12 protein-coding genes are annotated in these 12,410 nt (G+C 32.3%); 4 read left to right on the top strand and 8 right to left on the bottom strand.

The window, feature by feature from the left end; all coding sequences use genetic code 11:
* Nucleotides 1-143 precede the first annotated feature (143 nt).
* Entirely contained in the window at nucleotides 144-1,817 is a 1,674-nt protein-coding gene (gene pafA, locus GFV01_RS09205) for an alkaline phosphatase PafA (protein ID WP_160566806.1), read from the top strand.
* An 80-nt stretch (nucleotides 1,818-1,897) separates the two neighbouring features.
* Nucleotides 1,898-3,088 (top strand): OprO/OprP family phosphate-selective porin, encoded by a 1,191-nt coding sequence (locus GFV01_RS09200; protein WP_160566803.1) that lies wholly within the window; start codon nucleotides 1,898-1,900, stop codon nucleotides 3,086-3,088.
* 228 nt (nucleotides 3,089-3,316) lie between these two features.
* On the opposite strand, the gene GFV01_RS09195 is transcribed toward GFV01_RS09200, so the two are convergent.
* The 4 genes from GFV01_RS09195 to folE form a co-directional block, all read right to left on the bottom strand.
* Nucleotides 3,317-3,826 (bottom strand): TlpA disulfide reductase family protein, encoded by a 510-nt coding sequence (locus tag GFV01_RS09195; RefSeq protein WP_160566800.1) that lies wholly within the window; start codon nucleotides 3,824-3,826, stop codon nucleotides 3,317-3,319.
* A 65-nt stretch (nucleotides 3,827-3,891) separates the two neighbouring features.
* The gene (locus GFV01_RS09190) at nucleotides 3,892-4,254 is read right to left on the bottom strand and encodes a hypothetical protein (protein ID WP_160566797.1); all 363 of its coding nucleotides are present in this window, start codon (nucleotides 4,252-4,254) and stop codon (nucleotides 3,892-3,894) included.
* A 17-nt stretch (nucleotides 4,255-4,271) separates the two neighbouring features.
* A complete protein-coding gene (gene cysS, locus GFV01_RS09185) occupies nucleotides 4,272-5,750 on the bottom strand; it encodes a cysteine--tRNA ligase (RefSeq protein WP_160557881.1) in 1,479 nt (492 codons plus the stop codon).
* Between the two features lie 2 nt (nucleotides 5,751-5,752).
* Nucleotides 5,753-6,421, bottom strand: coding sequence for a GTP cyclohydrolase I FolE (gene folE, locus GFV01_RS09180; protein WP_160557882.1), 669 nt, complete (start codon nucleotides 6,419-6,421; stop codon nucleotides 5,753-5,755).
* 338 nt (nucleotides 6,422-6,759) lie between these two features.
* On the opposite strand from folE, the gene GFV01_RS09175 reads away from it, so the two are divergent.
* Together GFV01_RS09175 and miaA are read left to right on the top strand one after the other, a co-directional pair.
* Entirely contained in the window at nucleotides 6,760-7,071 is a 312-nt protein-coding gene (locus GFV01_RS09175; RefSeq protein WP_160557883.1) for a YkvA family protein, read from the top strand.
* On the top strand, nucleotides 7,058-7,975 hold the full coding sequence (gene miaA / locus GFV01_RS09170; protein WP_255448974.1) for a tRNA (adenosine(37)-N6)-dimethylallyltransferase MiaA: 918 nt from the start codon (nucleotides 7,058-7,060) through the stop codon (nucleotides 7,973-7,975). Before GFV01_RS09175 ends, miaA begins: the two co-directional genes overlap by 14 nt.
* 103 nt (nucleotides 7,976-8,078) lie before the next feature.
* On the opposite strand, the gene GFV01_RS09165 is transcribed toward miaA, so the two are convergent.
* The 4 genes from GFV01_RS09165 to atpH all read right to left on the bottom strand — a co-directional run bounded on the left by GFV01_RS09165 (nucleotide 8,079) and on the right by atpH (nucleotide 12,409).
* Complete coding sequence (locus tag GFV01_RS09165; protein ID WP_160566794.1) at nucleotides 8,079-9,236, bottom strand: iron-containing alcohol dehydrogenase; 1,158 nt, start codon at nucleotides 9,234-9,236, stop codon at nucleotides 8,079-8,081.
* Nucleotides 9,237-9,361: 125 nt separating this feature from the next.
* Nucleotides 9,362-10,231, bottom strand: a complete 870-nt coding sequence (gene atpG, locus GFV01_RS09160; RefSeq protein ID WP_160566791.1) for an ATP synthase F1 subunit gamma — start codon at nucleotides 10,229-10,231, stop codon at nucleotides 9,362-9,364.
* Nucleotides 10,232-10,253: 22 nt separating this feature from the next.
* Nucleotides 10,254-11,831: a F0F1 ATP synthase subunit alpha gene (gene atpA / locus GFV01_RS09155; RefSeq protein ID WP_160566788.1), complete on the bottom strand. Its 1,578-nt coding sequence runs from the start codon at nucleotides 11,829-11,831 to the stop codon at nucleotides 10,254-10,256.
* Nucleotides 11,832-11,866: 35 nt separating this feature from the next.
* A complete protein-coding gene (gene atpH / locus GFV01_RS09150) occupies nucleotides 11,867-12,409 on the bottom strand; it encodes an ATP synthase F1 subunit delta (protein ID WP_160566785.1) in 543 nt (180 codons plus the stop codon).
* Between the last annotated feature and the right edge of the window lies 1 nt (nucleotide 12,410).

Here is a 12,410-nt window from a genome sequence, read left to right as displayed (position 1 = left end):
TGGCAATTTATGTTGTCTTATTTTAAATAATAACAAAATTGATAAAAGATTGAATGTAAAGCTACAATATATATAATATAATTATATAATACATATAAAAATATCTTTATTTTGTAACCAATTTTTTGAACTATATACACCATATGATAATAAAAAAAATTACTCTCACATTGCTGACTTTGATGACCCTATATGGATCATTAGAAGCACAAAATAGAACACAGGTAGAAAGACCCAAGTTAGTAGTTGGTATCATTGTAGACCAAATGCGATGGGACTACCTATATCGCTTGTATGACAGATATGGAAATGCAGGTTTTAAAAGACTCTTAAATGAAGGATTTTCATTTGAGAACTGCATGGTAAATTATGTTCCTTCATTTACAGCCATAGGACACAGTACGGTTTATACCGGATCAGTTCCTTCCATACATGGAATTGCAGGAAATGATTATATAGAGCAAAACACCGGCAGGAGCATTTATTGCACAGAAGACTCCAAAGTAAAAGGGGTAGGATTGGATGATCCGGAAAACAAAGTAGGGAAAATGTCTCCGTATAATTTAAAAGTATCAACAGTTACCGATCAACTTAAATATGCTACCAATTCTAGATCAAAAGTAATAGGTATCTCTTTAAAAGACAGAGGAAGTATATTACCAGCAGGACATGCAGCGGATGCTGCCTATTGGTTTGATGCAAAAAGCGGAAGATGGATAACCAGTACCTACTATATGAAAGAATTACCGAAATGGTTAAAAGAATATAATTCTAAAAATATGCCGGAAAAATATTTAAGTAAAGATTGGAATCCAACGTATCCCATTTCAACTTACATACAAAGTCCGGATATCAAAATGCTGGGTAAATATGAAGTAGGATTTAAAGGATATGAAACTCCCTCTTTTCCAATGAAGACTTCCCAAATGATGAAAACATTAGGTGTAAGCTTGATTCAATACACACCCTATGGAAACACGACCACGACAGATATAGCTAAGTTGGCGATTGATCATGAGAATTTAGGAAATAACAAATCAGGAGATACCGATTTTTTAGCAATAAGTTATTCTTCTCCCGATAAAATGGCTCACCATTATTCAATCAATTCAATACTAACGGAGGATTCCTATATAAAATTGGATCAAGAATTAGCAGATTTGTTTAGCCATTTAGACAGTAAAGTAGGAAAAGGAAATTACCTGGTTTTTCTAAGTGCCGATCATGCAGGAATACCTAATGCAAATTTTATGAATGACAATAAAATGGCCGGTGCACTTCGAAGATTAACTCCTTATGAAAAGAAAATCAATGATTATTTGAAATCAAAATACGGAAGAGACGATTTAGTTAGAAGTTTTAATAACTATCAAGTAAATTTCAACTATACTGCAATTAAACAAGCCTCAATAAATTTAGAAGATCTTAAACAAACCTGTATTGATTATCTTCAAACCCTGGAAGGGGTCTTATATGCCGTTGATATGAAAAAAGCATCTATAGCAACAGTTCCTCAATATATTAAAGAAAAAATCATTAACGGGTATAACAGAGAATATTCCGGAGAAATACAGATTATTTTAGATGGAGGATCTTATGATTTTGAATACTATGATCCAACCAAAGGAGGTACGCATGGTACTTGGGGACCGGATGATGCGCACATACCTTTTATTTTAATGGGCTGGAAAATTCCTCACGGAAGCACTACAGAAGAAGTTTATATGACAGATATTGCTCCTACCATATCTGCATTATTAAAAATACAAATGCCTAACGGTGCCATAGGTAAACCCGTTGATTACATAATGAAGTAATATTAATTAAGTTTATTTCCTCTGAATTAATTAAACAATCTAAAAATGTTCAGAGGAAATATTTTGAAGTTCTTGCAATTATGAATAGAAAAAATTTAATTGGTCTGTTATTTCTTATCGTTTTAGTTAGTTCTGTTAAAGCTCAAACACTCGAAATAAAAACAGGAACGAATACTGAGGACAATATAAAAATAACCATGGGAGGTCGAATAGCTTTTGACGGAGCTGTTTATTTTGATGATAAAACTCCATTGGGTAATGGAATGACTATATCTGATGTGCGATTAACCTCCAAAATGCGATATAAAAAATGGGATGCAAAAATAGATTTTGGTTTTTCCGATAAAAAAGTAAATACCAAAGACATCCATTTAATTTATAATATAAATGAAAATTCCTGGGTTAAGTTGGGATATGCCGGAGAGCAACTCGGGTTGGAAAATTGGGAAAGTTCTGCATGGCTTAAATTTATGACAGCGGCAGCTAGTTCACAAGTTTTTGGTTCGGGTCGACAGCTGGGTTTTACCTATGTTAAATGGAATAAAAGAATATATTATAGCGGTGGCTTTTATACAGATAGCGATGCAATAACCAACAGCAAAGAAGGAAATCAAGGATATGCTTTTGTAGGAAAATTTTCAGTTGATCCTGTCAGTACTAATGATAAATTAGTTCATATAGGAATATCGGGAGAGTATAGAAACGGTAATCGTGATGGTTTGGATGATAATAAAAAAACCAAACGGATTATGAGTTACTCCGGAAATTTAAATACAAATGTTGAAAAAAAGAAACCCTTAGACATAACCATCAATAACGTAAAAGATCAGTACAGATGGGTGACGGAATTATTAGCGACTGCCGGCCCTGCTTTTTTGCAAGGCGAATATTATTCGATTCATATCAATAGAAAAGCAAATAATCATTCGTATAACGCCGATGGTTTTTATGTGCAAACGGGTTTTTTAATACTTGGAGACAAAACCTATAAATATAATTTAGGAGACAGACGATTGAAAAAACCGGGAGATCATACTTTGGAAATGGCTATTAGATATGATTATACAGATCTTAATGACGGGGTCTATAATACGGAAATTTTAAAAGGGGGGAGAATGAGTGATTTATCATTAGCGGTGAATTACTATCTAAATAAATACATAGGTTTTAAAGTTAATTATTCCTACCTAAATTTAGGACCTTATAACAATTATGGAACCAATAAAGAAAACATTAACTTAATACAAGGAAGGGTTATGGTTGTGTTTTAAATGTTTCCTAAAAACTATCAAATGATACTGTGATTGAATTTATTAATGATAGAACCATAACTTTAAAGGTTTCCAATATATTTAAAATTAATTGAAAGAAATCAATCTATAATATATATTCTTTAGATAAAATAGTATCAGTATAAAATAAAGTATAAAGCTAACTAGTGTATACCACAAAAAAAGCAATTACTATCATAATGAGAATGAATTAAGCTTTATTCAACTTTATAAGTTGGCAATAATTATAGATTTTAAATCTTTTTCATTAAGTAATTGCTCTTTAAATAAAACCTTACTTCCATTTTTATAAAAAACGGTTGCAGGTATACTTCCTTCCCATAATGGGTCAATAGCAGGAATCCATTTATCCATATTTTCAAGATCATTTAGAAGATAAACTTCGGTTGAAATGGAATATTTACGTATAAACTTTTTAACAAATTCAATATTTTTAACAGGATTTAAATTTATTAAGATCATTTTATAACCGACGTTATCCTTAAACCTTTCATTTACTTTCATAAAGGAAGGAATTTCTACAACGCAAGGCATACACCATGTAGCCCAAAAGTTAACGACTAAAAATTTATCATTCTCTTTCTCAATAATATTTTCAAAATCTGAAAAAGTGATTACCTTAATATCCTTGATTATTTGAGTCGAGGTGGCAGGCTGGGCTTTACCAATAATCGTAAATACTAGTAAAAATAAACAGATACATATTTTTTTTATCATAAATTTATTAGAAAAGACGTAAATATCCTTTAGAAATTTAACTGTGTCTGCTTTCAGTACGTAACTTACTTATTCATTTCATCATATTGAGATTCGTGAATAGGAAGTGACATAGGATTAGTTTCATCATAATAAATAGACAAAGAATCACCTACCTTACTTTTATCTTCAGGCATTTTCTTTATAATAGTTGAATGTAAATTACCTTTGTCGTCTCTGTAAACGATATTCCAAACATTAATTTTTTCGTTAGCAATGGATACACCGCTTTGTTCTCCGGTAATTTCTGCCTTAGCTTTTTTTGAAGCAGCAACATTCATTACATTTTCAGGTGCAATAATAGTTGCCGATTCTTTTTTGTTTAATTTTGAACAGCTGTAACAAGCTAACAGAATTAAAATAATAGTAAAATAACTGATATTTTTCATTTTTTGTGATCATTTAATTATTCAATTTCAAAAGTTGTTCCTTCTTTTCCATCTTTAAGATTAATACCGGCTTCCGACAAACGATTACGAATCTCGTCAGAAAGAGCCCAGTCCTTCTCAAGTCTTGCTTTATTTCTTAAATCAATAAGAACTTTCATGGCTTGATCAAGTTTACCGGTATCTTTCATAGTGTCAGATAAAAGTTCCAATCCTAGAATATCATAGAAGAAAACATGAATGGCAGTATTTAACTTTTTTAAATCAGTAGCAGTTAGTGTTTCTTTTTTTAAATCTAAATTATTTATAAGTTTAACTATATCAAATAAATGTGAAATTAATACCGGAGTATTAAAATCATCGTTTAATGCTTCATAACAAGTATCAATCCATTCCTGAATGTTATAACTTGAAGTTTCAGAAGCAGCAATATGTGGGAGTTTTTCAATCGCGGAAGTTAAGCGGAAATATCCTTTTTCGGCAGCAATAATAGCATCGTTGGATAAATCTAAGACACTTCTATAATGAGCTTGTAAAAAGAAAAAACGAACAATGATCGGATGAAAAGGTTTTTCAATAAAACTATTTTCACCGCTAAATAATTCTTCAGGTAAAATGGTATTACCCGTAGATTTACTCATTTTTTGTCCGTTTAAGGTAAGCATATTCGTATGAACCCAATAATTTACAGGTTCTTCACCAAAAGACCCTTTAGCTTGAGCAATTTCACATTCATGATGCGGAAATTTAAGATCCATACCCCCTCCATGAATATCAAACTTTTTACCTAAATATTTGGTACTCATTGCGGTACACTCCAAATGCCAACCCGGAAATCCGTTTCCCCAAGGAGAAGGCCATCTCATGATATGTTCAGGAGACGCATTTTTCCACAATGCAAAATCTTGAGGATTCCTTTTTTCTCCTTGTCCGTCTAAATCACGAGTATTGGCAATCATATCTTCTATTTTTCTGCCGCTTAATTCACCGTAGTTGCCTCCTTCTAAATCAAATTTATTTACATCGAAATAAACAGACCCGTTGACTTCATAAGCCAGACCTTTATGCAATAGTTTCTTTATTAGCTCTATTTGCTCTACAATATGGCCGGTAGCTGTAGGCTCGATATCGGGAGGAAGCATATTAAATAGATCTAAGACCTTATGAAAATTAAGAGAATATTTTTGTACGACTTCCATAGGCTCTATTCTTTCCAGGCGAGCCCGCGTTGAAATTTTATCCTCAGAATTATCATCGGTAAGATGTCCGGCATCGGTAATATTACGAACGTATCTTACTTTATATCCTAAATGACGCAAGTATCTGTTGATAACATCAAAAGATAAAAAAGTTCGGCAATTACCCAAATGCACTTTGTTATATACTGTTGGACCGCACACATACATTCCTACAAAACCTTCATGCAAAGGGGTAAATACTTCTTTTTTACCGTGTAAAGAATTATATAATTTTATTTGATTGTTCAGATAGCTGCGCATATTTAAATTTTGAAATGGGAGTCAATACCAATATAATGTAAAAATTCTTTTCTTGTTGTAGGATTGTTTAAAAACAAGCCACTTAATTCAGCAGTAACCGTACTGCTTTCCGTATCTTGTATGCCTCTCGAATTAACACATAAATGTTTAGCGTCAATCACACAAGCAACATCATTAGTATTTAATACTTCTTTAATAGCTTCAACAATTTGTCTGGTGAGCCGTTCTTGAACCTGAGGCCTTCTGGAATAATAATTTACGATTCGGTTAATTTTAGACAGTCCGATAACTTTTCCATTTGAAAAGTAAGCAACGTGTGCCCTTCCGATTATAGGCAGAAAGTGATGTTCACAAGTTGAATAAACCGTAATATCTTTTTCAATCAGCATTTGACGATACTTGTAACTATTTTTGAATGTAGACACTTCCGGTTTATTTTCGGGAAGAAGTCCTCCAAAAATTTCATTTACATACATTTTAGCAACTCTTTTAGGAGTATCTTTTAAACTATCGTCATTCAAATCTAATCCAAGAATATGCATAATTTTAGTAAAATGCTCTTGAATCGCTTTTTGTTTCTCTTCAGGAGATAAAACAAAGGCATCCGATCGAATAGGAGTATATTCTGTATGTGTGAAATGGTCTAGTTCTTCGTCTTCTTTATTAAACATAATAAAAAACATCTAAATTTCTACAAAAATAAGTTTTTTTTAGTTGAAAACCATTACAATATTGAAAAGCAAATAATCATTTATAAAAGAATATTTTAAAATAAAATTGTATCTTCGCATAGAATTAATCTAAATAGTTAACTAGTTGTGAATATTTATCTTCAATATGCATTTATAGCCTTAACTTTACTAGTAGCTGTCTGGTATTTGATTAAATTATTTAGGGAAACTTTTTTTTCCAAAAAGAAAAAATGCGGAGGAGGTGTCAATTGCAAATGCGGCAGAGAGTGATATTTGGAATAGAAATTGAAATTAGCTAATCAATCAAGTATAAAAAAATGAAAGTAAAACATTTGGTAGGTGCAGTATCTAAAGATAAATCATTTATTTCCAAAATTCCTGTTTTATTTAGAATGTTAAGGGCTTCTCTAAAGGGACAATATAAACCGGGAATTAAAAATCTTTTTATTTTCACCTTTTTAATTATTTATGTGCTATCTCCCATTGACCTTATACCAGACTTTTTAGTAGGCATAGGTTTTCTTGATGATTTAACTATTGCCTTTTTTGCATTTTCCAAATTATTCAAAGAAGTTGATAAGTATGTAGCATGGGAAAAGCAAAAACGTAATACTATTGTCATTGAATAAAAATTCGAAAATTTTATGGTCTATAGTAGGGCCTACAGGAATAGGAAAGACGGCTTTATCTATTGAATTGGCTCAAAATTTAAAAACAGAGATAGTATCTTGTGACAGCAGACAATTCTACAAAGAATTAAAGATTGGAACTGCTGCTCCTTCATTCGAAGAATTATCTTTAGTTCCTCATCATTTTATAGGAAATTTAAGTATTGCTCAAGATTATTCAGTAGGCGATTTTGAAAAAGACGCTTTAAGAAAGATAAACGAGCTTTTTAATAAATATGATCAACTCATTATGGTAGGAGGGTCTGGTCTTTATGAAAAAGCGGTTAATGAAGGTTTAGATAATTTTCCCGATATAGATACTAAAGTCAGAGAAGATTTAATGGTTGAAATACAGGAAAAGGGACTATCCTATTTACAAGAAGAACTAAAAAAGAACGATCCCGAATATTATTCTCAAGTGGATTATAATAATCCGCAGCGAGTAATGAGAGCGTTGGAAATTTTTAGAGGAACCGGAAAACCTTACAGTTCATTTAGAAAAAATCTGGTAGAAAAAAGAAATTTTACATCCGTAAAAATCGGTTTAACAGCTTCTCGTGATCTTATTTACGATAGGATTAATAAACGAGTGGACTTAATGATGGAAAAAGGATTATTGGAGGAAGTTATTTCTTTGCAATCATATAGACATAAAAACGCGTTACAGACCGTTGGTTATAAAGAACTTTTTGACTATCTCGATGGAAATTCTTCCTTAGAATTTGCCGTAAATGAAATCAAAAAGAATTCACGCAGATATGCTAAAAGACAATTAACTTGGTATCGAAGAGATGAGTCAGTTAATTGGTTCGATTATCAGAGTACTCAGGAAATTGTAGATTTTGTTACGGAAAAGATTAGGTAACAATCATACGCTATCAAGTTTATAATAAATATAATTTTTAAGCAATAAAAAATCAGGATAGGAAACTATCCTGATTTATAAGACGGAATTCTAAATTAATTTTCTATTTTCTTAATTCTAATATTTTCTTAACCTCTTGGGATTTAATATTTTGATGTTCACCCAATTGCCAACCTCTTTTTTCTATTCGTTCAGAAATTCGGTTTATAGCTTCCTCTCCTAAATTATAATCAGAAAGTCTGGTTTTACAATTCATGCTATGGAAAAAGGATTCAACCGCACTAATAGTATCTTTGATCAATTCGTCGACAGAATCGGCTTGTAAAGAAAAAACCTCTCTTCCCAATCGAAGAATTTTATCTTTTTTCTCTTCTTTTAATACTTCCATTACTCCGGGAAGTACAATTGCCAGTGTTTGCGCATGATCTATTTCGTAGAAAGCGGTTAATTCATGTCCTATCATATGAGTAGACCAATCCTGTGGTACACCGCAAGCAATCCAACCATTTAAAGCCCAAGTTGAAGCCCACATCAGATTAGCTCGAACATCATAATTTTTAGGATCTTTTAAAGCTTTAGGTCCTTCAATGATTAAGGTCTTTAGAATGGATTCAGACATGAAATCTTGTAATAAACCGTTTACAGGATACGTTAGATATTGTTCAATAACATGCACAAAGGCATCGATAACCCCATTACTGGTTTGAACCGGAGGTAAACTATAGGTTACACTTGGATCTAATACAGAAAATTTTGGATAGACTATTGGTGAGCTGAAAGATAATTTTTCTTGGGTTTCATTTTTTGTAATGACAGAATAGGTATTCATTTCTGATCCGGTGGCAGAAATAGTCAAAATAGTACCAAAAGGAAGTGCTTTTTTTATAACCACAGTAGGATCTGCAAGAATTCGCCAAGGATCTCCCTCATCGAAACAAGCTGCTGCAACTATAAATTTGGTCGCATCAATAACCGAACCGCCCCCTACAGCTAATACATATTCGATATTTTTCTGTTTAATAAATTCAACAGCACGCATACAAGTTTCATAGTGAGGATTCGGTTCAATGCCTGAAAATTCAAACCATTGATACCCTTTTAATGCATTCGTTACTTGTTCATATACACCATTTTTTTTGATGCTCCCTCCACCATAGATGACTAATATGTTAGTTTGTAAGGGTATTTCTTTGGTAATTTCGGAAATCATACCTTTTCCGAATAAAATTTTTACAGGATTTACAAAGGCAAAATTATTCATTATTTGATTTTTTAATAGGTTTAATTATGCTCTTAATCCCTCAAAATTTGAACCAAAACCGGATAAAAATAAAAAAGGTTACGTTTATAGTAACCTTTTTCTATATAGATTATAATTTTAAAATCTTAATTTTCTAAGGCTTGAGCTCCACTAACAATTTCAATTAATTCATTGGTTATGGATGCTTGACGAGCTTTATTATACGATATGGATAGTTGATTTTTTAATGCTTTAGCATTGTCTGTGGCAGCCTGCATAGCAGACATTCTTGCTCCATGTTCTGCAGCATTTGAGTCCAATATCGCTTTAAAAAGCTGAGTTTTTAATGAAGTAGGAATAAGATGTGTTAAAATACTTTCCTTAGAGGGTTCATAAATATAATCGCTAACTAAGGAAGAATCATTGGTATTTTTAGAAAGTTCAATTGGTAGAAATTGCTCGACTTGTAAAAGCTGAACTACCGCATTTTTAAATCGATTATATACCAATTCAATTTGATCATATTCACCATTTAAAAACAACTGCATAAGTTCTTCAGATATTTTACAAGAATTTTCATAGGTTGGCGCATCCCATAGAGAACTGCAATTTTTATATATAGATACAGATTTTTTTAAATTTTCATATCCATTTTTTCCTATTGTTAAAAGGTCAACTTGAGTATTTTTATAATCATTTTCCAATAGATTTTTAACAGCTTTAACTATAGTAGAGTTAAAGGCCCCGGCAAGTCCTTTATTGGAAGTAATGACAACTAATAAAACCTTTTTAAGTTCTCTCTTTTTAGCATATTCTGCACCACCGGAATCAGAGTCAAGAAAAGGACTAACATTTGATAATAATTCTTGCATTTTTTCTGAATAGGGGCGTAATCTTACAATAGCATCTTGCGCTCTTTTCAGTTTAGATGAAGAAACCATCATCATTGCACTTGTAATTTGCATAGTCGAATTTACAGAGGCAATTCGGTTTCGTATTTCTTTTAATGTTGCCATTTTCTAGAATATTCTTTTTAATTTATGAATAATTTTTTACAACTCCGGCTATTATCGTATCTAAAGAAGAAGTAATGTAATCATCTATTTTACCTTCTTTTAAACTTTTTAATAAATCGGCATGTTGAGTTCGTAATGTTTCCGTTAAATTTCTTTTAAAATCTTGAACTTTATTGACAGGAACTTCACGTAATAAATTTTGAGTTCCTGCATATATAATAGCAATTTGTTCTTCAACAGGCATGGGTGAGTTAACGGACTGTTTTAATATTTCAACGTTTCTCTCTCCTTTTGCAATAACAGCGGCAGTAGCCGGATCTAAATCGGAACCAAATTTTGCAAATGCTTCCAATTCGCGGAATTGCGCTTGGTCAATCTTAAGTGTACCGGATACCTTTTTCATAGGTTTAATCTGAGCAGCTCCACCTACACGTGATACAGAAATACCAACGTTGATCGCAGGTCTTACTCCTGAATTAAATAAATCCGATTCTAAAAATATTTGTCCGTCTGTAATAGATATTACATTAGTAGGAATATACGCAGAAACGTCTCCTGCTTGAGTTTCAATGATTGGCAGAGCTGTTAATGATCCGCCCCCTTTAACTTTACTTTTTAAAGATTCCGGTAAATCGTTCATAGTTGAAGCAACCTCATCATTATCAATAATTTTAGCGGCTCTTTCTAACAAACGGGAATGCAAATAAAATACGTCACCCGGATACGCTTCACGTCCCGGAGGTCTTCTTAATAATAAGGAAACCTCACGATAAGCAACTGCTTGTTTAGATAGATCGTCATAGATAATTAATGCAGATCTACCGGTATCGCGTAAAAATTCTCCGATGGAAGCTCCGGCAAATGGAGCATAAACCTGCATAGGAGCAGGGTCAGAAGCGTTAGCGGCAACCACAACCGTATAAGCCATTGCTCCTTTATCTTCTAATGTTTTAACAATTTGCGCAACTGTAGATGCTTTTTGGGCAATAGCTACGTAAATACAATATACGGGTTTGCCTTGATCATAAAATTCTTTTTGATTTAAAATAGTGTCAATGGCTACTGTAGATTTTCCGGTCTGACGGTCACCAATAATTAATTCCCTTTGGCCTCTACCGATAGGAATCATAGAGTCTATTGCTATAATACCGGTTTGCAAAGGTTCATTTACGGGTTGGCGAAATAATACACCGGGTGCTTTTCTTTCCAAAGGCATTCTGTATAATTCTCCGGAAATCGGACCTTTACCGTCTATTGGAGCACCTAAAGTATCGACAACTCTTCCTATCATTCCTTCACCCACATCGATAGATGCAATCGTTTTAGTTCTTTTAACGATATCTCCTTCTTTTATGCCATTGGATTTACCCAAAAGAATCACCCCTACATTATCTTCTTCTAAATTTTGAACCATTCCTTCCAATCCATTGGAAAACTTTACTAGTTCTCCTTGTTCAGCGTTACTTAGTCCATATATACGGGCAATACCATCTCCAACCTGTAAAACCGTTCCCACTTCTTCTAAGGAAATATTTTGATCGAAATTTGATAATTGCTGTTTTAAAATTGCAGAAACTTCTGCTGGTTTTATATCTGCCATTGTGGTCTTTTTATTTATAAGTTATAGCTAAAAAATTAAAATATTTTATTACTTAATTTTTTTTGAATATTAGTTAGTTCGGATTTTACGCTTGCATCGATTTGTTGATCACCCATACGTAAAATATATCCTCCAATAAGAGATGCATCTATTTTATTTTCAATAATTGCTTTTTCTTGGTTAATTTTTGGGAATGAATTTAAAATTTTGCTTACGGTTTCTTGATCTAATGGTACAGCAGAAATAATTTCAACGCGTTGTATGCCATTATATACATCGTATAATTCCAAGACTTGTTGTGCTATTTCCAATAAATCATTTTCTCTCTTATGCCTTACTACTAAAGTAATAAAATTACGAGAAGTAGGAGAGAAGGATTTGAAAATTTCGTTTACAATGTTAATTTTTTTATGGGTTTCAATTATAGGGGATTTTAAAAAGAATTGAAAATCTTTATTTTGATTGATTATATCAATTAAAGATTTCATCTCTTTAATAATAGTTTCACTTTCATGTAAAGATAGGGCATACTCCCATAAACCCGTTGCATAGCGCTTAGCAAGTCTAACTACTGACATT

Origin of the sequence: Apibacter sp. B2912 (genome assembly GCF_009827835.1) — a bacterium.
In the GTDB taxonomy this organism is placed as follows: Bacteria; Bacteroidota; Bacteroidia; order Flavobacteriales; family Weeksellaceae; genus Apibacter.
Note: the sequence above shows the minus strand (reverse complement) of the source record. Positions and strands in the feature narration are given on the sequence as shown.

Coding starts and splice junctions, on each gene's coding strand:
- GFV01_RS09165 (WP_160566794.1), bottom strand. CDS start 9,236: ATGAATAATTTTGCCTTTGTAAATCCTGTAAAAATTTTATTCGGAAAA.
- pafA (WP_160566806.1), top strand. CDS start 144: ATGATAATAAAAAAAATTACTCTCACATTGCTGACTTTGATGACCCTA.
- atpA (WP_160566788.1), bottom strand. CDS start 11,831: ATGGCAGATATAAAACCAGCAGAAGTTTCTGCAATTTTAAAACAGCAA.
- folE (WP_160557882.1), bottom strand. CDS start 6,421: ATGTTTAATAAAGAAGACGAAGAACTAGACCATTTCACACATACAGAA.
- GFV01_RS09200 (WP_160566803.1), top strand. CDS start 1,898: ATGAATAGAAAAAATTTAATTGGTCTGTTATTTCTTATCGTTTTAGTT.
- GFV01_RS09190 (WP_160566797.1), bottom strand. CDS start 4,254: ATGAAAAATATCAGTTATTTTACTATTATTTTAATTCTGTTAGCTTGT.
- atpG (WP_160566791.1), bottom strand. CDS start 10,231: ATGGCAACATTAAAAGAAATACGAAACCGAATTGCCTCTGTAAATTCG.
- cysS (WP_160557881.1), bottom strand. CDS start 5,750: ATGCGCAGCTATCTGAACAATCAAATAAAATTATATAATTCTTTACAC.
- GFV01_RS09175 (WP_160557883.1), top strand. CDS start 6,760: ATGAAAGTAAAACATTTGGTAGGTGCAGTATCTAAAGATAAATCATTT.
- GFV01_RS09195 (WP_160566800.1), bottom strand. CDS start 3,826: ATGATAAAAAAAATATGTATCTGTTTATTTTTACTAGTATTTACGATT.
- atpH (WP_160566785.1), bottom strand. CDS start 12,409: ATGTCAGTAGTTAGACTTGCTAAGCGCTATGCAACGGGTTTATGGGAG.